26 protein-coding genes and 1 pseudogene are annotated in these 26,181 nt (G+C 60.0%); 19 read left to right on the top strand and 8 right to left on the bottom strand.

Annotated features, from left to right (window positions below):
* Window positions 1-854, top strand: an 854-nt coding sequence (locus tag AC57B1_RS09660; RefSeq protein WP_496417395.1) for a tyrosine-type recombinase/integrase, incomplete at its 5' end; no start/stop codon positions are given.
* Here the strand turns inward: AC57B1_RS09660 and AC57B1_RS09665 are convergent.
* From AC57B1_RS09665 to traA, 4 genes are all read right to left on the bottom strand, one after another.
* On the bottom strand, window positions 811-2,280 hold the full coding sequence (locus tag AC57B1_RS09665; RefSeq protein WP_496417396.1) for a site-specific integrase: 1,470 nt from the start codon (window positions 2,278-2,280) through the stop codon (window positions 811-813). The genes AC57B1_RS09660 and AC57B1_RS09665 overlap by 44 nt on opposite strands.
* Complete coding sequence (locus AC57B1_RS09670) at window positions 2,273-3,433, bottom strand: hypothetical protein (RefSeq protein WP_217863861.1); 1,161 nt, start codon at window positions 3,431-3,433, stop codon at window positions 2,273-2,275. Before AC57B1_RS09670 ends, AC57B1_RS09665 begins: the two co-directional genes overlap by 8 nt.
* Window positions 3,434-3,966: 533 nt before the next feature.
* Window positions 3,967-5,067 carry a tyrosine-type recombinase/integrase gene (locus tag AC57B1_RS09675; protein ID WP_496417397.1) on the bottom strand — a complete coding sequence of 367 codons (1,101 nt, stop codon included), beginning with the start codon at window positions 5,065-5,067 and terminating at the stop codon, window positions 3,967-3,969.
* Window positions 5,068-5,610: 543 nt separating this feature from the next.
* The gene (gene traA, locus AC57B1_RS09680; RefSeq protein WP_496417398.1) at window positions 5,611-8,436 is read right to left on the bottom strand and encodes a Ti-type conjugative transfer relaxase TraA; all 2,826 of its coding nucleotides are present in this window, start codon (window positions 8,434-8,436) and stop codon (window positions 5,611-5,613) included.
* 270 nt (window positions 8,437-8,706) lie between these two features.
* Between traA and AC57B1_RS09685 the strand changes: the two genes are divergently transcribed.
* The gene (locus AC57B1_RS09685) at window positions 8,707-9,129 is read left to right on the top strand and encodes a conjugal transfer protein TraD (protein ID WP_496417399.1); all 423 of its coding nucleotides are present in this window, start codon (window positions 8,707-8,709) and stop codon (window positions 9,127-9,129) included.
* Between the two features lie 269 nt (window positions 9,130-9,398).
* Here AC57B1_RS09685 and AC57B1_RS09690 read toward each other — a convergent pair whose 3' ends face one another.
* Entirely contained in the window at window positions 9,399-11,387 is a 1,989-nt protein-coding gene (locus AC57B1_RS09690; protein WP_496417400.1) for a ParB/RepB/Spo0J family partition protein, read from the bottom strand.
* A gap of 221 nt (window positions 11,388-11,608) precedes the next feature.
* On the opposite strand from AC57B1_RS09690, the gene AC57B1_RS09695 reads away from it, so the two are divergent.
* The 11 genes from AC57B1_RS09695 to arsC all read left to right on the top strand — a co-directional run bounded on the left by AC57B1_RS09695 (window position 11,609) and on the right by arsC (window position 17,286).
* Entirely contained in the window at window positions 11,609-12,022 is a 414-nt protein-coding gene (locus AC57B1_RS09695; protein ID WP_496417401.1) for an antirestriction protein, read from the top strand.
* A 62-nt stretch (window positions 12,023-12,084) separates the two neighbouring features.
* Window positions 12,085-12,405: a hypothetical protein gene (locus tag AC57B1_RS09700; RefSeq protein WP_496417402.1), complete on the top strand. Its 321-nt coding sequence runs from the start codon at window positions 12,085-12,087 to the stop codon at window positions 12,403-12,405.
* Complete coding sequence (locus AC57B1_RS09705) at window positions 12,402-12,596, top strand: hypothetical protein (RefSeq protein ID WP_496417403.1); 195 nt, start codon at window positions 12,402-12,404, stop codon at window positions 12,594-12,596. Before AC57B1_RS09700 ends, AC57B1_RS09705 begins: the two co-directional genes overlap by 4 nt.
* Window positions 12,597-12,651: 55 nt before the next feature.
* The gene (locus AC57B1_RS09710; protein ID WP_496417404.1) at window positions 12,652-12,975 is read left to right on the top strand and encodes a DUF3717 domain-containing protein; all 324 of its coding nucleotides are present in this window, start codon (window positions 12,652-12,654) and stop codon (window positions 12,973-12,975) included.
* Window positions 12,872-13,282: a hypothetical protein gene (locus tag AC57B1_RS09715; protein ID WP_496417405.1), complete on the top strand. Its 411-nt coding sequence runs from the start codon at window positions 12,872-12,874 to the stop codon at window positions 13,280-13,282. Before AC57B1_RS09710 ends, AC57B1_RS09715 begins: the two co-directional genes overlap by 104 nt.
* Window positions 13,283-13,628: 346 nt before the next feature.
* The gene (locus AC57B1_RS09720; RefSeq protein ID WP_496417406.1) at window positions 13,629-14,168 is read left to right on the top strand and encodes a hypothetical protein; all 540 of its coding nucleotides are present in this window, start codon (window positions 13,629-13,631) and stop codon (window positions 14,166-14,168) included.
* Between the two features lie 19 nt (window positions 14,169-14,187).
* Window positions 14,188-14,505 carry an XRE family transcriptional regulator gene (locus AC57B1_RS09725; RefSeq protein ID WP_168796000.1) on the top strand — a complete coding sequence of 106 codons (318 nt, stop codon included), beginning with the start codon at window positions 14,188-14,190 and terminating at the stop codon, window positions 14,503-14,505.
* A 381-nt stretch (window positions 14,506-14,886) separates the two neighbouring features.
* Window positions 14,887-15,153 carry a DUF1488 family protein gene (locus AC57B1_RS09730; protein ID WP_496417407.1) on the top strand — a complete coding sequence of 89 codons (267 nt, stop codon included), beginning with the start codon at window positions 14,887-14,889 and terminating at the stop codon, window positions 15,151-15,153.
* Window positions 15,154-15,771: 618 nt separating this feature from the next.
* Window positions 15,772-16,530 (top strand): FAD-dependent oxidoreductase, encoded by a 759-nt coding sequence (locus AC57B1_RS09735; RefSeq protein WP_496417408.1) that lies wholly within the window; start codon window positions 15,772-15,774, stop codon window positions 16,528-16,530.
* A gap of 7 nt (window positions 16,531-16,537) precedes the next feature.
* Window positions 16,538-16,867 carry a hypothetical protein gene (locus AC57B1_RS09740; RefSeq protein ID WP_496417409.1) on the top strand — a complete coding sequence of 110 codons (330 nt, stop codon included), beginning with the start codon at window positions 16,538-16,540 and terminating at the stop codon, window positions 16,865-16,867.
* Complete coding sequence (arsC, locus tag AC57B1_RS09745; protein WP_496417410.1) at window positions 16,864-17,286, top strand: arsenate reductase (glutaredoxin); 423 nt, start codon at window positions 16,864-16,866, stop codon at window positions 17,284-17,286. The genes AC57B1_RS09740 and arsC overlap by 4 nt, the downstream gene beginning before the upstream one ends.
* Before the next feature lie 261 nt (window positions 17,287-17,547).
* On the opposite strand, the pseudogene AC57B1_RS09750 reads toward arsC, so the two are convergent.
* From AC57B1_RS09750 to AC57B1_RS09760, 3 genes and pseudogenes are all read right to left on the bottom strand, one after another.
* A pseudogene (locus AC57B1_RS09750) lies at window positions 17,548-17,745 on the bottom strand (integrase); the annotation flags it as partial.
* Between the two features lie 199 nt (window positions 17,746-17,944).
* Window positions 17,945-18,091 (bottom strand): GDCCVxC domain-containing (seleno)protein, encoded by a 147-nt coding sequence (locus tag AC57B1_RS09755; RefSeq protein ID WP_496417411.1) that lies wholly within the window; start codon window positions 18,089-18,091, stop codon window positions 17,945-17,947.
* Between the two features lie 327 nt (window positions 18,092-18,418).
* Entirely contained in the window at window positions 18,419-19,513 is a 1,095-nt protein-coding gene (locus AC57B1_RS09760) for an ArsO family NAD(P)H-dependent flavin-containing monooxygenase (RefSeq protein ID WP_496417412.1), read from the bottom strand.
* Between the two features lie 367 nt (window positions 19,514-19,880).
* On the opposite strand from AC57B1_RS09760, the gene AC57B1_RS09765 reads away from it, so the two are divergent.
* The 6 genes from AC57B1_RS09765 to AC57B1_RS09790 all read left to right on the top strand — a co-directional run bounded on the left by AC57B1_RS09765 (window position 19,881) and on the right by AC57B1_RS09790 (window position 26,142).
* Window positions 19,881-20,132: a DUF4148 domain-containing protein gene (locus AC57B1_RS09765; RefSeq protein WP_496417413.1), complete on the top strand. Its 252-nt coding sequence runs from the start codon at window positions 19,881-19,883 to the stop codon at window positions 20,130-20,132.
* Between the two features lie 213 nt (window positions 20,133-20,345).
* Complete coding sequence (locus AC57B1_RS09770; RefSeq protein ID WP_496417414.1) at window positions 20,346-21,464, top strand: FAD-binding oxidoreductase; 1,119 nt, start codon at window positions 20,346-20,348, stop codon at window positions 21,462-21,464.
* A 530-nt stretch (window positions 21,465-21,994) separates the two neighbouring features.
* Window positions 21,995-22,510 (top strand): hypothetical protein, encoded by a 516-nt coding sequence (locus tag AC57B1_RS09775; protein WP_496417415.1) that lies wholly within the window; start codon window positions 21,995-21,997, stop codon window positions 22,508-22,510.
* Window positions 22,507-24,111 (top strand): phospholipase D family protein, encoded by a 1,605-nt coding sequence (locus tag AC57B1_RS09780; RefSeq protein ID WP_496417416.1) that lies wholly within the window; start codon window positions 22,507-22,509, stop codon window positions 24,109-24,111. The genes AC57B1_RS09775 and AC57B1_RS09780 overlap by 4 nt, the downstream gene beginning before the upstream one ends.
* A gap of 401 nt (window positions 24,112-24,512) precedes the next feature.
* A complete protein-coding gene (locus AC57B1_RS09785; RefSeq protein WP_496417417.1) occupies window positions 24,513-25,058 on the top strand; it encodes a sigma-70 family RNA polymerase sigma factor in 546 nt (181 codons plus the stop codon).
* An 85-nt stretch (window positions 25,059-25,143) separates the two neighbouring features.
* A complete protein-coding gene (locus tag AC57B1_RS09790) occupies window positions 25,144-26,142 on the top strand; it encodes a hypothetical protein (protein WP_496417418.1) in 999 nt (332 codons plus the stop codon).
* The last annotated feature ends 39 nt before the right edge of the window (window positions 26,143-26,181 follow it).

Below are 26,181 nucleotides of genomic sequence, written 5' to 3' on the forward strand. Positions count from 1 at the left end.
GCGAGCGCTGGGTGGGACCCATGCGCCCGCGCACCTCGCCGGAGTGGCGACCATTCTCCGGTGGGCTGTCGGCCCGCTCGACCGCCTACGCGCTGTCGGTGCTCGGGGCGATGTTCCGCTGGCTGATCGAGCAGCGCTATCTGCTGGCCAATCCGTTTGCCGGCGTCAAGGTGCGCGGCACCAGCCGCTCAACCGTGCTCGACACGTCCCACGCCTTTACCGAGGGCGAGTGGACGCTCGTGCGTGCCATTGCTGACGGACTTGAGTGGTCATATGGCTGGGAAGCGCCGGCGGCGCAACGCCTGCGCTTCGTGCTGGACTTCGCGTATGCGACCGGCCTGCGCGTCAGCGAACTGGTCGGCGCCTGTCTCGGCAACGTCGACACCGACGCCCGGGGTGATCATTGGCTGAACATCATCGGGAAGGGGCGCAAGGCCGGCAAGGTCGCGCTGCCACCACTGGCTCGTACTGCGCTGGACCGCTACCTGGTGGAGCGAAGGCTGCCGGTCACGCCGACCCGCTGGCATCCCGATACGCCTCTCATCGGCAGGTTCGAGCAGGACAACGCGGCAGGCATCAGCGGTGTTCGGCTATGGGAGGTCACACGGCGTTTTTTTGCGAAAGCGGCCGAAGTCATCGAGGCGGACAACCAGGTGCTCGCGGAAAAGCTGCGCCGCGCGAGTCCGCACTGGACTCGGCACACGCATGCAACCCACGCCCTGGCTCGCGGCGCCGAACTGACCACGGTACGGGATAACCTGCGCCATGCCTCGATCACGACGACGTCGATCTACCTGCACAGCGACGAAGTCAAGCGCGCCCAGCAGATCCGGAACGCCTTCGCGGAAAGATAGGGTTCCAGCTGAACCGTCCTGAAACGGCATGCTCTTTCCGGTTTATATAACCTGGACGCTTATGATAGGAATTCGCGCGTACCTTGTTCATCCCCCCCTTACGGGCGTTGTCACGCCCCACAACAGAGACCCTCCCGTGCCGCTTATACGCGACGAATAGAGCGTTGCGATTACGGCGGGCTCGTTCAAGTTCGACTTCCGTCTTGACGCGAGATTGCTCGTCAAGTCGACGGGCGGTTGCTGTATGCTCCAGGACCTTGATCTGATTGTCACCTAGCGCTCGTTCTGGCGCTCCTAGCCGTGTCGCGATAGCAACCGCCTTGCCAACGATCTCCGGCACCATCCACTCTGCTGGTGTCGGCTCACGCTGGAGCTTGTACGTGGTCCCCCGAAGCCAGAAGAACGCTTCGCCGTCGAATCCCTTTCTTTTTACGAAACATCCCACTTCCAGCGACGCCAGTTCCGAGTCGCGCATGCCCGAGAAGGCAGCGCATACGATGTAGCAGGCGGTCCTTAGATGAAGGAGGTCGATCGCTACCTCTCGACGCAGCTGATACCCATGTGCGCCGAGAAGCTGCTTCTCCTCTTTTGAGCATCGATGGTAACCCTTCAACCGAACGTATTTCTCCTCAGTGGCATAAACACTCGAGAAACCGTTCGGGTAGGTCTTCCGGTGAGCCTTTTTGACCTCAGCAAACCGGCGCGTCGCGTACACCGCTAGCTGATCACGCAGGGACAGGAGCGAATCTGAGCGATTCTCGACGTAGTCGAGCGCTGTACGTACTAGCTTGCTCATGAGTCGCTGAGGAATGACTTCAGTCGTTGCCTGCTTCCAGCTTTGCAGTCTCGGTTGACGGCCAGCCCGGGCAAGTTTTGTTGTGCCGCCGTGATCGAGCTGCCATGGATATTCCCGAATCCGGTCGATGAGATGATCCCCGAGTTCGTAGTAGCTCGTGACCGTGCCCAACACGCTCGCAGCCGTTCCGGGCCGGAGTGTTCCCGTCAGACTTGCGGCAAAGCGGGCGCAGTGGGCCGGCGTAAGCTCACTGAACGTCATCAGGTTTTCGTCTAACATCCACGCAAGCAACTTTCTGATCTGGGTCCAGTTTGTTCGCATCGTACTTACTGCTACGGGCGTGCCCCGTTTCCCACCGGCTACGCGCCATCGCGTGTACAGGAAGCGTTTCACCGATGCGAGCAGTGGTGCGTATGTGGAATCAGTCAGTCGACACCCGCCTTTGAACGGGTAGGAGAAGATGATGTGTACTGCTGTACGGTTTCGCGGCGCAAAGTACGGCTCCAGGTTCCAGGTGTCGTCGCCATAACGCGAAACAATCGTGTTGCCTTGCTGACTGACGATGACATCATGTAAATCTTCGGCTCGAACGGAAGCCAGATCGACCAGATGGTTGGTTAGCTCAGCCATCGTCCCGCCCGAGGAGCATGGTTCGATCACGCCACATTGGATGGGGATCAACGAAGGCCTTCTGCTTCGCCCGCTCCACTGTCGAAGTCGCGAACTGAGGCGCGATGACCCGGTCAATTTCCCTGATCACCCACCCGTAGACTTTGTGCCATTGGTTCCTGCCGAGGAGATTCCTCTCCTTCACAAGCAGCCAATAGAAACTGTACATGCGATAAAGGTCGCTTTCCATCACAACCTGGTTGGGACATCGGAAGCAATGAAGGAATGCAGAACATGCCGTGTGGCCATCTTTCGGCGCATACCGCCCATTGAGTGGCGAGGAGCACCGGCCAACACCTGTATTGCTCTCGCCAGCCAGGATACGCTTGATGTCGTCGACTTCGATGCGCATCTCCTTTGCCAGGCGCGCCAGCGTTGCTGCATCCCTCCCGGTTCCCCGGAGTTCGACTTCCAGACACTTGCCGAGGAAATGGTGGTTGCGCATCATCTCAGGCGTCACAGCAAGGTAGTGGGTATCCGTGACGTGCGGCCGGTTGCCAAGGAGGTTTGCAGTCATAGCAACGTCACCACCCGTCAACTCCCACATGCGAGATGCAAACGTCTTTCGCAGGCGCATCACAGATAACATCAGTGGGGCCTGGTTATTGGACACGACGTGATCGTCGTAGGAGACCAGGTGGTGTCGCGTCACGAAACGCTCAATGGACGTGTACAGCACTTTTTTAGAGAAGGCGGTCACGGTACCAAGGCTGACCCAGCGGCGAGATCGGCGATACAGCCAAAGGTGATTCTGCAGATCCGGAGGTGCCTCGGCGACCAATTGCTCGGTAAAGTTCAGGACGTCACGTATGAGGGAGCTCGTGTCCGCAGCAAGTACGCTGATCTCTTCGACGTTGTCTGGCTTGCGAACCGATAGTGTGGAGATGCTGTTGCCGCGTCGCTTGTAAGTCGTCAGCAGCGAATGTGTTTCCGGTTTGAGAGGATGCGGCTGGACAGCATCGCGTCTCATCTCGGACAGGGAGGTCGGATTTCTGCCGGTTCGCGCCGCAACGAGAAGGAAGTACGTTAGTAACCGGTCCGGCTCGGTGCCCACGAATGTCCCTGCGCGGATAGCCCGAAGGTCATTCGCGAGCGCGGACAGGAGTGACTGCATCTCCTCCTTTGTGTAAGGCGCAGGTGGCTTATGCGAGCGCGCAGCATATGGAAACAGCCCTCGTGGAAAGCAGTCCATCCGGAGCTCGCCCGCCGCAACACACTGCATGAGCACTGTTTTCAGGCCCACGTATAACGAACGCACGGTCCCGTAAGACAGTCGCCCACTTTCAGTTCTTGCGGGTCGACTTCGCAGCCACACGACGAAGTCCTCCAACACTTTGCGGTCAATATCCGAGATTCGATGTACGGGGTGGGGCGAGCCTATGGCCGAGTCGAGAAACTCGAACCATACCGATACGCCACCTCGATATATGGATTCGACACTGACGTCCGCAAGAATAGGCTGGAGCCGTCGTAGACCTCTCACCAACGACAGGAGGAGGTCGTCGCGGCCAGCGTTGGCCCGTGTTCTTGCGTGACATTGCCAGCGGCGGAAGTCCAGGCTCCTCTTTGTTTGGACGACCCAGGGGTTGTCGCTGCTAGGAGTCGCACGCTGTTCAGGTGCATGGGCAAGCTTATAACTCTTCCGTTTCACCGCGCGTCTCCTGCAATGAGAAGTGCGTCTATTTCCTGCTCGTATTGGTTCAGATGCATTTCGCCGAGCATGTCGAGGCAGTGAACATACGCGGTCGTCGTCGAGATCGACGCATGTCCGAGTCGATCGCGCACCCAGGCAAGTGCATAGCCAAGGTTACGGTTTTGACTCTCCGCATACAGTTCGAGTGTGGCGAAGGTGTGGCGCAGCATGTGCGGAGTAACCTTGAAGTCGAGCGACGGCTTCGCAGGAGCATCGGGGCTGCACAGTTTTCGATAGGCGTTACATAGTCCTTTCTCGCTCCACGGCGCGCCGAGCCGGTTGAGAAATACATACGGCGAGGCTTTCCCGTAAGTCATGCGATAAAGATTGGCCCGTACGGCTCCTTCACCAAAGTTGGCAAAGTCGAACAGGTCCTTGATGAGTTGCCCGGAGGCGTAGATCCGGCGAGGCCTGCCTCCCTTAAGCTTCATGTCAGACGGAGAGAGATCGATCGCGATCCGGTGCGAACGTCTAGCTGACGCCGGATCGAAGAGGTACTTCATTGGGAATGTTCTACATTCTTCGTTGCGTAAGCCGGTCTGAAGCATCAGCTTTGTCATCAATCGAATGGTGTTGCCGCGGCAGTTCTGTAGGAGCGCGCGACACTGATCAATAGTGAGGAACCGGACGGAGTGGCGGGGCACTTTAGGGAGCGTTGATTCCTTGATCGCGCTGCGAATCGGCTCGTCTCCGGCACCCGATACCCCGATGTCCCACGGAACATCGGCTATTCGATTGCGCGCCGCAGCCCATTCATAAAAGCGCATGATCTGGGACAGCCTCTTGCGCACGGTACTCGGTTGCATGGCGTGTCGACCGGAGCGGCGGTCCAGAACGTCAAGAGACCAGTTGCGATACAGCGCGACGTTCGAGATCTCACCCGCATCGACCGAATGCTGCGGTAAGGCATCCCAGCTCAAAGAGTTTGCCTCGAGCCAGGCAAAGAAATCGTAGACAGCCTCAGCGTAGCTCTTCCATGTTGCGGGACTTCTGGTTCTGGCGTTTTCGAGAGCCACCCACATGAGGTAGTCGCTCGCCGGCTTGACCAGTTCCATGTCCTCGGAACACAGGAACGGTATGCCTGGGCATTGCCGACCTTTGTAGACAAAATCGCGCGTCGTGTAAAAGAGCCTCACGGCAGCCCCGCAGTCGCATTGTTGCGCGCGTCGATGCAGATTTTCACTGACCGAACAAAGTCTTGGCCGGTGATGTGGGCCGCGAGATCAATCGCACCTGCGCCACCTCTCCCGCTCCTGGTTGGCGGTACGAGTTCGTTGACCCACTTCTCGCCAGTGAACACGAAACGGAAGTCCCGGCCGGCGTGGTTCACGTGTACGCGGATGCTTTGATGAGAAGTGGCGGACCTGTATTCGCGGTCCAACTTGCAATACGCCCCAAGGAAATGAAGCAGCACGTGAAAGGGCACAGCTCTCGCTGTTGCGATCTCGTCGGCAGTCCAAGGCCCCATGAAAGCACTCCTGAACGACACTAATGCCACGAAATATAGGCTAGGAAGATCTCTTTTGTGTAACTGTTACTGGATTACAGTTCAGATCAATTGGTTCATTCAACGTTGGCCGATTATCCCGATAACCAGATTAATCACTAATTTCTGGCCCGCCACGTCCGCGCGATGCCGTGCGCTCTCGCGGTGGCTTATCTCGCTCGACCGCCTGGCCCGCCGCTTCGCGCAGTTGAGCCTTGAACTCGTTGCGCCGTTCCTGACGTTCTTCTGGCGTCAGGTCGGCGAAACGCCGGGATGCGGTGGCTGGCGTCGGCGCTCGCGGGTGTCCGGCAGTTGCTGCGTCGATGCCGGCGCGTTGCGCCCGGGCCTGCGCTACTTCGTTGACAAGCGCCGCCGCTCGCGCGGGGCCGCTGAGCTCAACGAGCGCGCGCCAGGCACGGTCATCCCGCTCGACTACGTGGCGGATCTCGCTGCGCATTCCCGGATCGAGCCGGTTCAGGCCGACACTCGCCCGCTTCAGCGCCGCGCGGTCCTTTGCGGGCACCGGCTTGCCTGCCCGGTTTGCGGCTGCCGCAGCGGAGAGGGCATCGGCATACTGCTCGACTGTACGATCGAGGGTCTTTTCGGCCCGTTGCGGTCGAGGTGCATTCGAGAATTCGACACGACGCCGGTTCAGCGTGTGCCGGTAGCCCAGTTCCGGCCGGCGATCACGCTCTGGCTGCAGTTCATGTTGCGCGCTGAACGATTTTTCGTCGGCACGCGACAGGCTGCGCATCAGCGCTGCGCCGTCCGCGAACTCATCCCGGCCGGCCGCTACAATCAGATTTTCCCTGTGCCGGGTCATCGCGACGTAGGCCAGCTCGGCATGCATGCTCTTCGTCGCCAGCACATATGCGCGATCGACTGTCACACCCTGGCTCTTGTGGACCGTGAGCGCGTAACCGTGATCGAAGTGGCCGTACTGCGCCGTATCGACCGCGAGCTGTCGGCCATCATCGAGCCGCACGTGCAGGACGGCGCCGGGCGCTTTCCTGTCAGGCATTTCGATCTGTTCGACCGTGCCCATCGTCCCGTTCTTGACCCGCATCACGTATTCGTTCTGCAGGAACATGATCCGCTCGCCGGCGGCGATCGCGATGTGTCGGTCCTCGGTCCGCACGGTTTGTTCGGCGCCCAGTTCGCCGGCAGCCCGTCGCAATTCGCGCACGCGCGCATTCAACGCCTCGCGCTGCTCGTTGGTGTGAGTCAGCAGCAGCTGGGTCTTGCCGGGACTGGCCCGGCGATCATCCTGCCACTGCGCAATCAGCTGTTCGCGCGCGTCGGCGACGGTCGAATACAGTTGTACGCCACCGCGCGCCGCGTACGCGGACACGGCCGTTGGCACATCGTGCCGGGCCAGCGCCGACGTTGCTTCGCGCTGCCAGGGCTCGTCCTGCCGCTTGATCTCGGTCAGGCTTTCGAGGCGGTTTGCTGCGGCCGCTTCGCGCGACACGGCGCGGAAAGCATCGCCGGCGTCGACCGCATGCAGCTGCCACGCATCGCCCACCAGGCGTACGCGCGCACCGGCTGCCTGCGCGTGGCCAAGCAGTTTTTCCATCTGCCGGGAGCCGACCATCCCGGCCTCGTCAATCACCAGAACCGTTTTTGCATCGAGCGTCACCGTGCCGCGCTCGATGCCCGAAAGCAGACTGTGCAGCGTCCGGCTGGCGATGCCGGCGTCACGCTGCATGTCGTCGGCCGTCTTGCCCTGCAGGGCTGCGCCGATCACGCGCACGCCGTCCGCCTCGAGCGCTTCGCGTGCGGCCGCGAGCACATAGCTCTTCCCAGTACCTGCTGCGCCGTTCACTACCACGAGGTGGCTGCTGCCAGCGAGCGCGACAAAAGCCGCATCCTGTCCTGTATTGAACTTTCGGGTTGCGCGAAGCGTTTCACGCACTGCGGCGTCGCCCACCGCGCTGTCGCCGGCGCGACCCATTGCGCGAGCACGATCGACCAGGCGCACCTCAATCGCACGCAGATCTGCCGACGTGAACCATTCACCGTTGCGACCGGAATCCTTCAGCGCGAGCAGTTCCTTCGAATTCATCAGCCGCGCGTACACCTGCCGGAACTGTTCGGCACCGTCGGTATTGCGAAAGACGAACTGCTCGACGTCGCGACGTGAGAAGGTGGATTGATTGATCGTCAGGGCGGCGACACCAATCGCCGGATTGATGAGCAGTCTCTGCCCATTGCGGTACGCGCGCTGGCGATTCTCTTCGAGCAATCCGGCCATCACACCACGTTCGCCCGCGTAGCGCGCGACGCCTACTTTCACGGACGGCTCCAGGTCGATACCCAGCGTCCGGTAGCTGCGATGGTCAATGCGGGCCTCGATGCCCGCCCGTGCCATAAAGTGATTGGCGGTGACCGCCCATTCTTCCCGCACATCACGAACAAACTGGCGACTGCTCAGATAGCGGTCCTTTCCGGCTCCGCCTTTTTCGGGCTCTTTGGCATTCCATCGCCTGAAGTATTGCACTGGATCGCGGGCGATGCCGTCGTTCACCCGCTCCGTGAACATGATGTGTGCGTGCGGCTGTTCCAGCCCGTCGCTTGCCGCCGGATTGTGGATCGCCCACGTGTACGCATGACGCTCGCCGAGTGTGTGTTCAACAAACTCACGCACGAGCGCCACGCGCTGTTCATCGTCCAGTTCACGCGGAATCGATACCTCGATTTCCGTGTACGGCCGACCGTTAGCCCGCTCATGGATGTCCGCTGCCTGCCAGAAAATGCTCGCGTCGTGCGCGGCCCATGCTGGCATGTTGCCGCTCTCGGTCATCTTGAGGTCGCCACGCTCTTCGTACTTTCCACCGCGAGAAATGTAGGCGTAGTGATCTTCCCGCGCAATGTACTTTGCGTGTTCCCCTGCGGCGGCTTTCCCACCTGCTTTCACGGTCAAATGGTACGTTGGCATTGGCGGCTTGGCTTTCGTCTTATCATAAGCTGTTTCTATGCTAGCATAGAAACGCGGAAGCGCGCTTTGACTCGCTTTGCTCGTCAGATACTGCCGGGTCACGCCTCCCTAGTAGCTCGCTTTTGTGGTTTTCATAATCCGGAATGGCTTGCAGGAAGGGGGCCGAATGATCGGTCTGCGCCCTCGCTCGATGCAACGTGAATTTGATCCAGGAGAAAAATGATGGCAAAGGCCGAATGGCTCACGGAACACGTCCAGTACATCAAGGGTTTGAAGTCGCCCACCGCCACCCAATCGCTGCTGGTCGAACTGGCCGCGATTCCGAATCCGTCCGCACAGGAGTCCCGCCAGCTAGACAAGCTGGTCCGACTGGAGAAAATTAACCAGAAGGCTGACGCGATGAAGGCCGAAGCAGCCCGCATGCTGAGCGCGCGGCGCGAGGATCAGCGCAAGGCCCGCACGCGCGAACTGATCGAACTCGGCGGCATCGTCTCGATGGTTGATTTTCCGGTGGATCGCGGCACGCTGACCGGCGCGCTACTGTGGGCGCTCGATCAGTTCAAGACTGAGGATGAATTGCAGCACACGCTCAAGAAACGTGGCGATGCTTTCATCGCTGAGCGCGAAAATGAGAAGAAGGCAGAGTCGCAGGCCAGCGCGGAAAGAGCTGCTGCGGAGCAAACCCCGGCGTAGTGTGCGGGTGCCCAGCCGGATCGTGCCTGCGCTGCGCTCCGGGTCGGCGCTCTCCCCGCACCAGTCGGCGCGGGTCCCCGTGCGCCTCGATCCGGGCGCGCAGGCGCGCGCGATATCGCAGCGGTCTGCGTGGCTTCGGGCTTGCAGGAAAATAAAAAGCGCGTCGTGGGGAACGACGCGCCGGAGGCCTAAAAAGGGATTCTGGAAAATGAGCCGGTATCGATCAGCGCCCCGGTACAGCTTCTTCCGGGGCGCGGCGCTCGGCTCGCTTAGGCGGCTTCTTCCTCCTCCTCGTCTTCGTCGTCATCCCATACGACCGGCGTTTCCCGGCTCACCAGCACCTCGGGCAACCAGCGTGCATCGGCCAGCAACCGTTCGGCCGTCTCTGCCGCTGCGTCTTTCTTCAATTTCTCCAGTGGTGCCGCCGCTTCGGGGGAGAGCGCTTGCGCTACCACGTCAACGATACGTGCTTTCGAAACGTGGTTCAGATAGCTCGTTCGCGTCGGCGTCCAGTACTGCGTCATATCGACGTTCAGCAGATTCATCAGCACGTTCACCGGGTGTGCGCCATCCGATTCGCTCACGCCGTTGACGGTCGCGGCCACGCAGAATGCGAACAGATTGCTCAGCACGTCTTCGCTCTGCGCCATCAACCAGGGCAGCACATCGCTGAAACGCTTCGGCAGAAGCGCGGCCCACTTTTCGCGCTCGGCCGAAATCTCTTTCCATGCGGCGCTGGCTTCCATGTCGTCCGCTGTCTGCAACAGGCGGTTGTGAGAGCACGTGGCCCGCACGTCGGCGGCATGCTGGTCGTAGACGCAGACATAGCGGTCATCGAACACAACCGGGATCAGGCGGTGCATCAGTACCGCCAGTGCGGCCACCGGGTTTCGTGCAAGTTCGATCTGGACGGCGGCGGTACGGTGTGCCGTCAATCGCCTGCTGAGGTCTTTGCCGTGCAGCGGCTTTTCTGCTGGCGCTGGCAGTTCGGCAGCGCCCGTCAGACCTTCGCGGTTCACGCTGGCCCGGTCCTCGGGTTTGACCAGTCCGCGCTCGATTACGGCCTTGCCGTCATGGTCGAGCGTCACGAATGCACCGGCACGCGCCTTCTGGTCTTCGCTCCAGATTTCGAGGAGTTCAGCAAAGTCGTCCAGCGCCTGGGAAGCGGCGTCCGCAGCGGTTTCCAGTACGTCGCGGCGGGCGTCGTCCTCGGCTTCGTCTTCGGCGTCGTAGTACGCATTCAGTTCCGCTGCGGCCTGTTCGCTCACCTTCTTCAGCGCGCGAAGCTCGGTCTTTTCCTTCTTCGTGTACTCGCGCGACGCCGACGGCAACCGGCCAAAGCGGGCCATTTCGCCAAAGTCACGGCGCACGCGTGTTTCGACCCAACTCCAGCCCTCGTTGCTCAAGGTCTGCGCGACAGAAACCAGCTTTTCTGCGACCAGACGGTGCAAAAGTTCTGCGTCGGTCACATACCCGGCGTTCTGCTCGTCGCTAAAGAGGTCCCGGCGAACGTGACCGCCTGCCGCCTCATACGCGTCGAGCGTAACGAACGCAACCAGGTTGCTGTCGGACACATCGATCTCGCTGTTCGTGATCGCGTCGCGCAGTTGCGCCGGGTTGCGTTGCCACGGCTGGGCGGCATCAAACCACAGACGTTCCTGCAGTTCGTGATCGTCCGTCAGTGCAAGCGTGCGGATCTGTTCCAGCGTCATGCCGTCATCGCGAAAGACGTCGATCAGGCGGGGCGACACGTTCGCAAGTTTCAGGTGCCTTTGCACCTGGATTTCAGACAGCGAGAAAAGAGCAGCAATGTAGTCCACTGTACGGCCTTCATTGACCAGCAGGCGGAATGCTTCGCAGGCGTCCGCCGGATGCATCGGCTCGCGCTGCTGGTTCTCGATTAGCGACACGGCGACGGCATCGGCTTCGCTCACAACCTTAACCGGTACGGGGTAGCTGTCATCGATCCTGCCAGTCGTGCGCAGCAGTTCCAGTGCGAGCAGGCGACGCTGGCCCGCACATATGCCCAGCTTGCGCTGCTTGCCGCGCGCCTTCATTTCATGGGCGACGAGGTTTTGCATGACGCCTGCCGCGTCGATGTTCTCGGCCAGTGCTTCGATGCCGGTAGGCGCTTTGCGACGCACGTTGTGCGGCGACTTGCATAGCAGACCGAGCGGCACGTACTCGATCTGGGTGTCGTTGCCGAAACGGCTTTCGACAACGGTTTCGGTTGCACGATTTTCAACGATTTGATCCACGGTTATCTCCGGTTATGGCCATCGCTACATGCGAGGCACACAACCATTATACGGACAAAATGCCCTAAGTAAAGATTATATTAATGGATGTCATTTGAAATTTTTAATTGAATAGAAAAAATGATTTAAAATGAAAATCAAATTACTCTTTCGTTAGGACAAAATGTCACTATAATTAAGTTGTGCCTCGCATGTAGCGATGGCCATAACCGGAGATAACCGTGATTGATAATGAAACCAGAATCTCTTCAAGCGTTGTTGTTGGTGAGTTGCGTCTGAATTTCCTTCCTCACTACCTGGGCGCGCAATACCTCCAGGGCGAGTCGTTGGTGTACGACTGGGCCGCGCGCCTTTCGAGTGCCTACAACGGCGGTTCGTGGGACTTCTTCCAGTTGTCGAACGGCGGCTTCTATATGGCCCCTGCAAACTGCGGACGGGTGCATGTACGGTGGCATATGAACGGCTACAGCGACATGATGGGCGCGGACGCCTTCGGCATCGTCGTCACGCTGTTTGCCCTGTGCCATCTGGCGGAAAAGTGCGGCGATGACAGCATTATCGAGCACTACCACGAACTGCGCGCCTACGCGACGCAGCACGTAGAGGCCGCGAACATTCTCCGCGCTATCGACTAATCAACCAGCCCCGGCCTGCGGGCTGGGGTCTTTCGCCCTATCTGAAAATCAGTGAGGAAGAAATGGACCTGACGCAAATTCGCCCAACCTGGCTGACCGCACTTCTGCCTTTGCTGGCCGTCTACCAGTACGGGGACCGTGAAATTGTGCGTGCTGAACTGTTCCGTATGGCGCTGTCGGCGGATGCGGCGGCGAAGACCGCCGACGCGCTGCACCGCATCGCCAACATGCTCGACCGGGACGGTCATGCGATCGACATGCACCGCGAAGAGCTTCGCGCGATCGCGCGTGCCGCGCTTTCGGAGTTCGACCGCGTACCAGCCCGCGCGCCTCTGGTAGCGGTTCACGATGCGGTCCGCCACACTCGCGGGCGTGCCGCATGACGACAGAACTGAAACGGGGTTGCGAACTGAAGCGCGGCGACGTGCTGCGCACATGGTTCGGCAATCAGACGATTCTTGAAATGCTGCCGTACCGCGGCCCGTTCGACTTTATCTGCGGCGTGGCGAAGTTGCCGGATGCAGAAATGTCGATCGACCGGGGCGGACTCTACGAAGTGTTGTTCGCCCAATAACCTGAACCGCCCGCGTGCGTATGGACACATTTGCGCGCGGGCTTCGGAGCGTGACATGCCAACCTTTACAATTGCCGAGATTGAACGGGCGATCAACGTGTGGCGAAACCGCCAGGCGTCTGGAGAAGACGCGGCGCTGTGCCCGAAAGCGCGTCACCTTGCCGATATCTATGGCGAGATGATCTACACACACGCAACGGCCATCGACGTGTCTTCGCTGTCTGCCGAGCAGGTGGAAGCTGTGACGACTGCCCTTTATCAACAGGAATGCCGCTATGACCGACGAATCGAAGTTCCCCCCCGAAGCGCTCGAACAGTTTCGCCGCGAGCAGGAGGAAAGCGACGCCCACTTTACTGCCGCGCCTGCGCGGTTTTTTGAGGCATGGAAACAGGCTGTGATGCTGGCCGGTCCGGTGTATTTCGGCGATGGCACCAGCGAGGCTGTTGAGACGGCGAAAGACAAATGGGCGCTCGCGCCCAATGGCGCGGTCATTCTCGATGCCTTCGGTGTTCTCAGCAGCGGCGAGCAGACCTTCCTTGCCGCGCTGTATTCGTTCTACAACTCGCACGATAGCGTTCTTCTGTGGGAGAAAGCGGGCATCAGGGGCTTCGCCGACCTGTCAGGGCTGGACCTTGTTCGTCGCAAGCTGATCACGGAGCTTTTGCTGAACTACGTTGGTTGGTAACGGGCAGGTGTATCTGTGTCCGAGGCTGACAGGCTCCGGCCCGCCAGTCCGATCGCAGACACGGGTGCCGGGCAACCCCCTTCCTGCTAAACCAGGACTCGTATTGGCCGTGAGCTTATCGCGCGCGCCTGCGCGCCCGGATCGAGGCGCACGGGGACCCGCGCCGGGAGGCGTGGGGAGAGCGCCGACCCGCAGCGGCAGCGGAGGGACGATCCGGTGAGGCGCCGTGCAACTGTGGCCGGGGTCGTCAAGCAGCCGCAGGCTGCGTGTTTCCACCGCGGCGAAGCCGTGGGGGCTGGATCGAGGACAGAGGCACCGATGAATCGTTCAGGATCAGGAGGGCACCATGCTTCGAGTGCAGGTCTGGGATGACGACGCGAACCACTACGTCGATGTGGTGCTCAGTTTTGACCAGTGGGGGGCGGTCGGATTCAGGCACAGGCAGCTTGGCGATACGCCGGCGGAATACGACGATCCAGGGGAGGCATGGCGAGATGCGGCTGACCTGCAGAAACGATTCGACGACGTGATCGTTACACTGTTCGACATGTCGACCGGGGAGCGACACTTTGATGAGCGCAACCTGCCGGCGGTTGGCGCAGATGCAAGTGAAGCTTCGGCGGCGCCCGAAATCTGGACGGACGACTGGATCATCCAGCGTGCCGTGCGTATACGGGCGGTGAGTGCTGGCGGTGACGTGTACGAACCATGGCCGGGATATACGCACCCGATGACTCGCGATCAGGCAGTCAAGGCGCTCGAGGAGTGCGAAGCGCGGTGGCCGGAACATGAGTTCCGCGCGCATCGATTACGGCTGGAAGAAAAGGTCGCGGCGGACGTGATCGACCGGGCGCGAAGATCCGTCCGATCCAGGAAGTACGACTAAGGGAAAAGGCGATAGAAAAATGACAGTTGATATTCATACACCCATTCGGGCCGAGTGCTTGCTCCCGGCGGATGAGGGCTGGGAGCGGCCTCGGGGCGCTGAAGTTCAGGAGGTGGTGCGACGCATCGGCCTGTCGGGTCGGGCTCTTGCCCGGGTGCTCGGGCTGAGTGAGCATGGCGGCCGCCAGGTCAGACGCTGGATAAGCGGAGAAACGCCCGTCCCTTATATAGCGTGGGCAATTCTCTGCGATATGGCGGGCCTTGGCACGATCTGGCGTGGCAAAACGCTTGAATTGGGGTTGAGTGGCATGGCTGAATCAGCATCCGATGATGAATGATCTCGGTGCGGTCATCGGCAGCGTTTCCTCTTCGCGCTTGGATGGCCATTCAAACGGCAGTTCCGCTCAGTGTCCGCGGCGCATGATTGGCCGAAACAGTTATTTTGAGCGAGATAACCAGAATGCGGAATGTTCCGCCCTCGGCCGCCCGACGGTTTAGGCCGGCACCCCGCATCGGAACGCTCGTCGTCAGTCGACTTCTCCGTTCTCGACTTTCCGGCTTGTCTCTTCCGGAAGCGCGATTTCGGCACCCCGCTTCCGCTCCCCCAACGCTCAATGTTGGGCAAAAGCGACGAGCGTCGTTTCGGTCTTGTTGAACTTTCCGCCGTCTCACCCGTACGATAACTACAGTACGTGGAAACAATCAATCGAGCGCCTATCGTGGAAACCCTTGAACTTGAAGCCAGCGTTTCAAAGGACGGTGTCGTTTTTGCGCTGTCACTGTGCGGCCGCGACATCGCATGCGTCGTCACGCGGGAGACACTCGAGCAGCATTTCTGGGTGCAACCAGGAGCACCTGATGCGCGCGTTCTCAATGCCTTTTCCGAAGGCCGCAGGCGCATCGTGGCTTTGGCGGAACGTAAGGCCCGTGCCCGGCCAGGCGAGCGTATCGTGCTGACCGTCGATGACTTCGACCTGAGGAAATAGCGCGTCGGGCAGCTTGAAGGACGATGCGGAACCAGCCCCGGGGTGAAGGGGACATGACGGCGGAAATCACGGGATCACCGGAGGCCGTGGCACTTGAGCGCGTCGCTGACGCGGCACGGGAAGTGCAAGCAGCCCTTTGTTCCAGCGGTCCCGACACCCAGCTAGCGCGTAGTACATCAACGCCTCGAGAGCGAGTGTCTCCTGGCCATACTGCAAGACTTCTGATACCCCAAGCGTGACGGAAACCGACACCACCGTGCAGTTTTCGTAAGGTGTTCACGTTCCCACCTGGCTCGTAGCGCCGCTGCAGCGCCTGGAGAGCTCACCGGCAGCGACCGCCGCACGACTCAATTCCATCTGCTGTTTCGCGAGAGGCACGCGCTATCTGGGGCAACAACTCCGCGAGCTCCTGCAGCGTAACGTGCTGCTCGGCGCATGACATGGCACCCACACCGGCATACAGTTCTAACGCCCGCTCTATCAATAGCTGCAGACGTGCGGCGGACGGCCCGAGGCCGCTGGTGATCTTCGACAGGTCAGAAGCCAATACACACCTCACAGACTCACATCGAACACAACATATCCAGTATTATCGAAGTATTATCCACTTGACCTGATATGTCTATCGGCAACGCCTCAGCGGCTACTCCAATCGATGTCGTCGTTGTCGGCGGCGGTCAATCTTCGCTGGCAGTCGCCTATTTCTTGCGCCGGGCCGGCATCGGCTACGTCGTGCTCGATGACCAACCGGCTCCTGGCGGAGCATGGCAGCACACCTGGGACTCGCTTCACCCCTTTTCGCCGGCACAGTGGAGTTCGCTACCCGGATGGTTGATGCCCGCTACATCAGAGCAGCTTCCGTCGCGAGACCATGTCATTCACTATCTCACTGAGTACGAGAAGCGCTACGAAATTCCGGTCCGTCGTCCTGTGGACGTGACATCGGTGTCGCGTCGCGAAGGCGGGCTGCTTGTATTGACGGACCGCGGCGAGTGGCTTGCAAAGACCGTGGTCAGTGCCACCGGAACATGGGCGCGCCCATCTATTCCGGACTATCCGGCGCAGGCCTGCTTCGAAGGTGAGCAGTTGCACTCAGCTCACTACAGAAAATTGGAGATATTCCACGGAAAGAATGTACTGGTTGTAGGTGGTGAAAACTCAGGTGCACAGATACTCGCTGAACTGCCGCAGGTCTGTCACACAACATGGGTTACGTGGGAAGAGCCCACTTTATTGCCGGATGATGTTGACGGACGCGTGCTCTTCGAACGGGCAACAGAACGGTGGAAAGCCCGTGCGGAAGGTCGCGCTGACCCCGCACCGACAGGCGCGGCTGGGCGACATTGTGATGGTGCCGCCCGTGCGCGACGCTCGTGAGGGGGGAGTGCTGCATTCTGTGCGACCGTTCACGCATTTCACGGTCGACGGCGTCGTATGGAAAGACGGCTCCCACGCGTGCGTCGATGCCGTTATCTGGTGTACCGGCTTCCGCCCGGCACTCGAACATTTGCGGCCTCTGCATGTCCTTAACGACGCCGGCCGCGTCGATGTAGTCGAAGGTCGCGCGGTGCTGGAGCCCCGGCTCTGGCTGGTCGGATACGGCGAGTGGTGCGGCTTCGCATCCGCCACGCTCATCGGCGTGATGCGCTCTGTCAGGTCAACGGCAACACAGATTGGCCAATATTTAACTTCTTTTGAGGACACAACTCCATGAGCGTCACGATTTACCACAACCCGGAATGCGGCACCTCGCGAAACACGCTGGCCATGATTCGCAATGCCGGCATCGAACCGATCATCATTGAATACCTGAAGACACCACCGACCCGTGAACGGCTGGTGGAGCTTATCGGCAGGTCCGGCCTTAGCGTGCGTGAAACATTGCGGCAGAAAGGTACGCCTTACGCGGAACTTGGTTTGGATGCCCCCTTGCTTGGCGACGACAAGCTTCTGGATGCAATGTTAGAACACCCAACACTCATCAATCGTCCTTTCGTGGAGACTCCGCATGGCGTTCGGTTGTGCCGGCCGTCCGAGGTCGTTCTGGACATCCTGCCGGAGGCGCAGAATGTGCCGTTCACGAAAGAGGACGGAGAAATTGTTGTCGATGAGCATGGGCGTCGCGCGAAGTAGAGAAATCCACCGCTGCCAGCGGAAGACTCTGAAATGTCCTCATCCGTGATGGATCGCGAGTGGCCATAGGCGCGCTATCAACCGCCGATGAACGACATTTCAACCTTAGTGTGACCGTGGGGGGCGCTGCTTTCGCCACCCTGCTCTGAATAGCGGTCTGCCCTCCGCCTCCCCAAGTCAGCAACCAGTTGGCGCAACGCACTATCAGCGCGTCCGTTTCGCAGTGGCGTTCGTATGTCCAGGCCGCGGGAGCCGAACAGACACCAGTTGGCGACGGATGCGCCCGAGGATGCCATGTGCGGACTGTCCCGCGCGCAGGTTGCTAGACAGGTAACGGCTGATCGCGTCCCGAGCCGGCAGGCCTGCATACCAGGCGCGCAGCGCAGCCAGTGAGTCGGCATCGGGAAAGCCATCCAGTGTCGGGGCGGAAGCGGAGGAGGACGTGAGGCGCGTTTTCATGACATGGAGTTTGGTCCATGAAGGTGTGCCTTGAGATAAGAAAACTTATCTTAATATCATTGTTAAGTGCGCTTCCTTCTACCGGCAATCCCGAAAAATTCATCACGTCGCATCTGGCTCGCCATTGCAATTGGTCATGCCGCCTGGACTGCAAAGTCTCACGAATGCCGCTCAGCAGCGAATGAATGGACCAACCGACTCAAGCGCAGCAGCCGTGTTGCCGTTGGATCGGCGGGCATGGTGCCGAACCAAACGAACAGAACACGCAGCAGTCCCTCGACCTCGGCCGCAGTAAAGTCTTGCAGTTGAGGCACTCGTAGTAGAACTGGCAGGCGTCCGGCGACATGATTTCCTGGTGTGCGAACCCGCGTGGCGGACAGGTCAGCACGGATTCGAGAACTGCTCATGGTGGCCTCACTTTATGCGGTGGCCGGATTGCCTGCGGGCGCGGTTCGGGGGCGTCAGATTTTCTGCCCGGGCCCTGCCGGGGTCGTACGTGACGGTGGCGCTCTTCTTGCAGATATCGACCTTGACAGCACAGACGTCAGACACCTTGTCCGGTGACGTCTTGACCGTGATCGACACGGCTCGCAATCTATGCTGAGCGGTGCCGGCGGATTGACGCTCCCGATACGGTCACAATCTTCATGCGAGAACAGAAAGGAGGCCGTTCTCACGGGGTTGACAGATACGCATGGATTTCGCTTACGGCTTCCCTCGCGCTGCGCATAACTCCAACGAGCGTCGCAGACGCGTAGCCGCACCAATCCCCATATCCGACGAGCCACAAGCGAAGCTCTCCTGTGGCCCGCATGCCATCAGTCTGCACCATCCCGCTCTTGTCCCGGAGATCTAACGCGTCGAGATGGTCCAGCGCCGGGCGAAATCCGGTGCACCAAATAACGACATCGACGTGGGAACGCGAGCCATTTCCCCAGATGACACCGTCCGCCTCGAATCCGACGAATGGGCGAACCGCTTTCAGGACGCCGCGCTCACGCGCCTCGCGAACGGGCGACACCATGACGATCTCTTTGAGACTCCCGACGGGTGCAGGGCCAGTTGCCTCTTCGCCGCGCGCCGTCCATTTTGCCGTCGCGCGCTCAAACAGAACGCGGCCGTCGACTTCATCAGGCAGGAATGTGGGTACTTCCTGCGTGACCCAGACTGCCTTACAGACCTGCGACACCTCGGCCAGAATCTGTGCACCTGAATTGCCGCCGCCAACCACCAGTACATCTTTCCCGCACAAGCCGTCGGGGTTCCGATATTGGGCTGAGTGCAACTGCTCTCCCCTGAAGCCACGCTGTCCGGAATACTCCGGAATGTACGGGCAGTCCCACGTGCCAGTCGCGCTCACGACCACCTTGGCAAGCCACTCGCCGTGGTTCGCTGTCACCAGAAGCCGGTCACCACTGCGCGACACGGACGAGACATGGACGGGGCGCCGCACCGCAATCTGGTAGCGCCGCTCATACTCGGCCAGATAGCGAACCACATGGCCGGCAGGCGGGTACTCATCTCGCGCGGGCGGCATCTGCCAGCCGGGAAGCGAACTCCACTGAACAGGGGAAAAGAGGTGTAGCGAGTCCCAAGTGTGCTGCCATGCTCCCCCCGGTGCCGCCTGTTCGTCCAGGACCACATATTCGATCCCGGCTCGCCGCAAGAAGTACGCCGTAGCCAGTGCCGACTGGCCGCCTCCGATGACAACGACATCGATTGCGACGGGTACGTGTGTCTTTAAGTTGAGCATAGGTGAAATGGTCATTTGCAGAATAATCGAGACAGATTGCCATCAGCATGTTGACTTGCATCAACACCCGCCGCAGTCTGCAAGCGATGTGCTGTTATCGGAGCTTCCGGGGTAGCGCAGCGACCGGGTTGGCGGCATTGCGGTTGCGACGGCGGCTCGAAAAGCGCTTCGTCGTCGACAAAGTAGTTCGGCATCGTGATCTTGTTCTCGTACTCGATACCTTACCCTTCCCAAGGGTCTGCAAGGTTACATTATGGATTGCTCGGCCAAAGGCTTCGCATGCGCCTAGCGCAGTGACCAAATTTGCCCGATATCGGCGATATCCTGGCATGCGCCGAGATCGACCGGCTATCGTCCTGACGGCGAAGGCGAAAATTACCCGGTGGACGTACAGAATGCGCAACGTGCGTTGACTGCCGCGCCGAACGCCGCCACCTCGGTGGGTGGAACGCCTGCGGGCACTAGCGCAGCGGGTGCGCCGGCGCGTCTTGGGAAAACGCGTGATCAGGTCAGACAGGAGCTCGATCAAGCTCGCAAGAGCGGCGAGATGGAGCGCACGGTCTTTTCTTCCGGTGACTCCCGTAGTGATGAGCAGCACACGTCAACCGTCCTCGAGCAGGGTACACATTATTGACGTGCGTCAATCGGCTACATGCCTGTCACGCGCATGCTGCAGAGAGAATCCGGGGCGACGTACATGATCAGTCAGACGGCGCGCTGCGATCACAGCATGTTGCCAGGTAATCATAAGGGTGGGCGTGACGCTTCAGGTTCGACAATGAGCCGCTCCTTGCCGCGCGCACCACTCGCGCCACGCGCCCCTGCTCAACCTCAATTGGAGACACAGATGATGCCGAACCTGCCCACGACGGCCAACCCGGTCGCATCCCCTTTTTCACAACCCTGGTTTGCCATTCCCAGGGAGCTGATTTCATGGAATCCATCGGTTAACGAATCGGCCTGTATTGGCTGCGGGACATGCGTGACGACTTGTGGCAGACACGTTTACAAATTCGACTTTGAGAGCAAGAAGGCAGTCGTCGTGAATCCGACTTATTGTATGGTCGGCTGCACCACGTGTGGCAATCTTTGTCCAGGCCAGGCGATCACCTTTCCCAACCCGAAAGACGTTCAGGTCGCCCTTGCCCGTCCTGAGGTTCATCAGGCGGTGGAGGACAAACTTCTCGCTAGAGCGGATGAACTCAAGCTCAACGACGCCTTGCCGCATCCTGACAAGCAGGTTCACCTGGTCGTAGAAAAGATCGTCGAGTATGGCGACAACATCCGCGTAATTACCCTGCGTGGGGCGAAGTTGCCTGATGACTGCATGTGTCAGTTCGCCGCTGGCGACTACGTTGAAATATGGACGCCTGGAGCCAAATGGCTGTCTCGCGCTTACTCAATTGGCAATGCACCGCGCGCAGACGGAAGCCTGGAAGTTCAGATTCACAGAGTCCCAGGTGGACGATTCAGCACCTGGGCCTTTGAAAAGGCAGAGGTTGGACAAGTGCTCACCGGGCGGGGTCCAATTGGCCATTTCCGACTGCGTTCAGCTCCGGAAACACCGCTGCTATTTGTAGCGCGCGGGACGGGCTTTGCGCCAATTAAGGCCATGATCGAGCAGGTTCTGGCAATTGACGGAAGCCGTGACATCCAGCTCTTCTGGGGTGTGACGGATACTGCCGACTTTTACGAACTCGATATTGTTGGAGCCTGGATGGCAAGCGCGCCGAATTTCCGGTGTACGCTCACTGCACGGGTGACTCGACCTGGATTTCTTGCCCCACCACGTATGACTTTTGCGGAGGGGACGGTCTATGACGCTCTCGCGCGGACCACTGACCGTTTAATCGGGCGGGACGTCTATATGGCGGGTCCGACAAAGACGATGCACGAATCGATCCGCACGCTTGCCGCATTGGGCGTTCCTCGTGAGCGGATACTGGCGGATTCATACGGCGAATAGATGCTGCGCGGATTGTATTAGAGAACCTGCGCTCCCTGCCAGGTGAGGGGCCGATGACGGCAATGCCTCAATGATCCCTCTCATATTGCCAGGCGTAGATGCGCTACCTTGGTTACCCGTTTCGCGGTGCGATGCTTGCGACCTATTTGCGAATTTCAGCTTTGACCTACGTTTCCGTTGACTCATCGCAGTGACGAAGGTCGTCTCGGTCGTGCTGAGTTCGCATAGCGTTTTCGCTCTGGTTATCTGCACGCCGAGTCAAGGGTCATATCCAGACCCCTTTGTTTGGTATTTTGGTAGTTGGTGCCAGAACTTCCGAACAGCGGAACGATGCGAAATTTTTTGCAGGAGTTAGCAGTTCTGCGCGACTCACAGGACCGGTTGGTGGGATCAGCTACGCGCATTCCCCGTCGTCTACCTCGTCGGCTGGAAGAAGACGAGGAATAGGTGCAGGAGGCGATCGGACATTTCCCACTCGCGATGATGCTCACCGTCGTCCTTGTGCCGTCGAAGCTATTTATGGCCCGAAGGTGGATACCGTGATCTTGTTGGCCGATGCTGGTCACCATTTGAGTAACGTCGTTGGCCTGGTGCTGGCCTGCGGTGCCTGGCAGCCTGGTTGCACGCTGACCGCCTGCCGTATTCACCAGCATGCCTTCCGCCTTCTTCAACGCGCTGCTACGGTTGGTGCCACGGCTTCACTAGCCAGGGGAGTGGCGGATCGGTCTCGATCACCCGAGCCCCGTGACGGCCACACGATCATGACAGGCGGGGACATTGGCATCGCTGTTGAGACGGCCACCGCGCTGCTGTTCATGCGTGATCGCGAGGTCAACTGCAATAGTCGCGGCACATTCGTGCAACACGTCAACCGGCAGATGCACGACCTGGCACGGCGGGCTGCGCAACCAGTTCTTCCGCTCACCGAGGACCTCTTGTGCGCGATGACATGGGGTCATCGGGCGGAACACGGTTCTTCAGATATGCGTCGAGCCCGTCGTCGCGACTTGTTCCACAAAGTTGAACCATCGGTGAGGATGCCGTGATCCATCCATTCGATGGCGTAATCGCCAATCTCAAATGCGGAATCTCCCGCCGATGGGTGGCTACGATTGCGCTGACGCTGCTCTTCGCTGGTTGCCTGTCCGCTCGATTCGCCGTGCCGCGAGTGCCGTCGTATGCCTTCGACCAGCCGCTTATAACGGTGCTGGGGAGAAGCTATCTGCCACAACTGGCAGCCACGCCGGGCCAATCGGGCTTTTACCTGCTGGTCTCCGGACAGGACGCCTTCGCCGCACGCGCAGCTCTTGCAGAATCATCGCAGCGCACGCTTGATCTGCAGTACTACATCGTCAAACAGGACACGACTGCCACGATGCTGCTATACGCCGCACTGCAGGCCGCAGAGCGCGGTGTGCGTGTGCGCCTGCTGATCGATGACATGAATGCCGTTGATCACGAGTCGGATCTGGCAATCCTCGCGCAGCACCCCAATGTAGAGGTGAGACTGTTCAATACCTTTGCGCTGCGCGGCGGCTTCGGCCTGTCACGCGCGCTTGAGTTGCTCGGCGACAGTGATCGTTTGAACCGACGCATGCACAACAAACTATGGATTGCCGACGGCGCGGTTGCGGTGATCGGCGGGCGCAATCTGGGGGACGCGTATTTCAACGCGTCGCCGGAGCGAGACTTTGGTGACCTCGATGTGCTGGCCGCCGGGCCCGTCGTGAGTGAGGTATCCAGCAGTTTCGACCAATTCTGGAACAGCGAGTGGGCGCTGCCGATCGAATCGATCACCGGTCCCTCGAAGACGAACGCCGGGTTGGAGCAGGCACGCAGCGAGATGGGCGAGCGTGCGAACCGGTTCCGGGAAGGCGACTACGTTCGCTCGCTGCGCGAGAGAGCATTTGGTCGCCGCGTGCGAGCGGGGACGGTTCCCTTGATCACGGCACCTGCGGAGGCCCTCTACAACGTGCCAGGTCTTCGACGGATTGACGCAGCCGAAACGAAGGGGCCGATCTTTTCGGTGTTGCACCAATCCGTCGAGAATGCGCAGAAGGAGGTAATCATGGTGACGCCCTACCTGGTGCCTGGCGAACGCGGATTACCGGTGCTATGCGGGATTGCCCGCCGCGGGGTACGGGTGCGCATCCTCACCAATTCGCTGGTGTCCACCGACGTTCCGGTGGTGCACGCGGGTTACGCGCGCTATCGCCCTCGCCTGCTGGCTTGTGGCGTGGAATTGTATGAGCTGCGACCCAGCCGAGCCGATACCAGGCCAGCGCGCACGGGGCTGTCTTCTGGCGCGAGTCTGCATACCAAAGCAATCGTGGTCGACGGCAAGGATGTGTTCCTCGGGTCGATGAATCTCGACCCACGATCCAAGCACCTGAATACAGAGGTGGCGCTGAGAATCGAGAGCCACGAATTAGGAAGACAACTGACAGGCCTGTTTGACGACGCTACCGCTCCGGACGAGGCGTTCCGCGTTGAACTCGATGAAGCCGGCAATGCGAATGCATCGCTGCATTGGGACTGCATCGAGAACGATCGCCCCGTGCGTTATCGCCACGAGCCATTAGCTAGCGAATGGCGTCGCTGGATGACTCGTCTGCTGGGGGTGCTGGTGCCGGAAGCGTTGCTGTAGCCGACCCAAAGCTGAAGGCGAGGCAAGGTTAGATGGCGTCGCCGTGGGTATCGTGGCGGCGTCTGGACGTCGCTGCTTTCTGTCTCGCAGCGGCACTGTCCGGCGCGGTAGTTGTGTTCGCCCCGCCACCACTACGGGGTCGCATCATGACATAACACTTTTCACCACCATGCCGATGGCGCGGAAGGCCAAGCGACTTTCGGCAGATGGCGAAAGGGCGACGGCAATCGTGAAGAAATCATCAGTGACCGGGCCTTGTTAACATTGTTCGCCAGGATACGACGTCGGCTACTGCCGCCGATCTGTGGCTGCAGTTGCAGCCACAGATCGACGATACATCGGGTCAGACTGATATCGGACTGCAAGAAAACCAGGTGCATCAACATGGCTGTGAGGCTCAAATGACCAGATCACCCAATGCCTGTGCGCTGAGTGCGTGGCACCAGTATCGATCGGAGATCCAGGGGTATCTGACCCACCGTCTCGGGAACCCCGCTTTGGCGGAAGATGTTCTGCAGAATGTCTTTTTGAAGGCCATGCAGCAGGGTGGCGCATTTTGCACACTCGACAACCCGCGCGCCTGGCTGTTTCAGGTTGCGCGCAATGCACTGGTCGACGACACCCGTCTGCGCAAGAACGCGGTACCGCTCCCGGACGATCTGATTGAAGATCGCGACGACATTGCGCCGATCGACGCGCTGGCTGATTGCCTTGGTCGCGTGCTCATGGAACTGTCCGATCAGGACCGGGAGATCATTCAACGTTGCGATCTTGAGGGCATGAAACTGCAGACATTTGCCGACGCGCATCATCTCAGTCTGCCGGGCGCGAAATCCCGCGTCCAGCGGGCACGACAACGGATGCGCGACGTTTTGACGCGCAACTGCCAGGTCCGTTTTGATGAGGGCGGTCGGGTTTGCTGCCATGTGCCACGCGAACCGGAATGAACGCGACATTGTTTATTGCCGGGGGCTGCATCCTTTTCGGCGCCCATTCGTCTCCTGTAAGAAACCATCGATCTGGAGCACGGGAATGAATCCTGTTTTTTCCGCAAAGCGTCGCCATGTTCTTGCCGCGGCGCCTGCTGCCGGCGCTGCCCTGGTTGCCGGCAGCGCCCTTGCAGGCACTGATGCGCTCCAGTCCGTGGATGATGGCACAGTCAAGGGGCCGGTGACTTTTTACGCGGAGCTTCGCTTGATGCCCCAGATCAAGGCTGGATTCGATGCCGCCATGCAGAATTTCGTAGAGCGTGTGCGCGCCCAGCCCGGCTTTCTCAATGCCGCTCTCAAGCAGATGAGTGGAGAATCGACCATGGTCAAGAACTATCCGGAGTCCTACAAGGGGGCGCTGGCCACCGCGTATCTGGACGGGTTGCAGGCGCGCACCATGCCTTTGTTCTACAGTCTGTTTGCACGATTTGCCAGCCTGGGGGAATTGCGGGCAGCCGGAATTGATGCGACGTTTGACCAGTTTCTTTTGCCCCACCTGCATCCGGTCTCAGCCAGGGACGGGAGAACCACTCCAGGCTCCGCGTCCATGGCCGTTTATCGCCGCATATTCGAAACGCGGGTAGCCGGCGATCGCGACGGTATTTACCACGACCGCGAGGCGCTGCTGCATTTCTTCCGGCGCCCCGTACATGCCGCGCCAGGCGAGTGGGTGACCGTCGCCAATCACGTGTTTGTTGCCGAGAAACGCGTGGCTGAGTTTGATGACCGAATTGGGCCGCTGCTCGAGGTCGCTCAACAAACCTGCCAGCCCGAGGGTGAGGCCGGCGGCTCCGGCATGCCGGGCAGCCGCGATAACCGCTTCTATCGCAAGGCGGTGAGCACGGAGATCCTCCGGGAAATCCGCCCCGAGGGGGCGCTACGCGCCTATCTGATGCACGGGATCTGGGAGTCGGTGTGGGATCACGAAAATTCGCATCTCGATGCGCGCTTCAGGGCCGCAGCGGCGCCAGTCGGCGCAATGGTTGAAGTTGGTCCGGTGGAACCCTTTTATCTCACCCGGCTCAGTGTAAGCCCGGTTTGAAGCCAGGAAGATGTGCTCTGGAGAATATGGCATGACTAC

The organism is Paraburkholderia sp. BGA-UO-ETr-F21 (assembly GCF_059567925.1).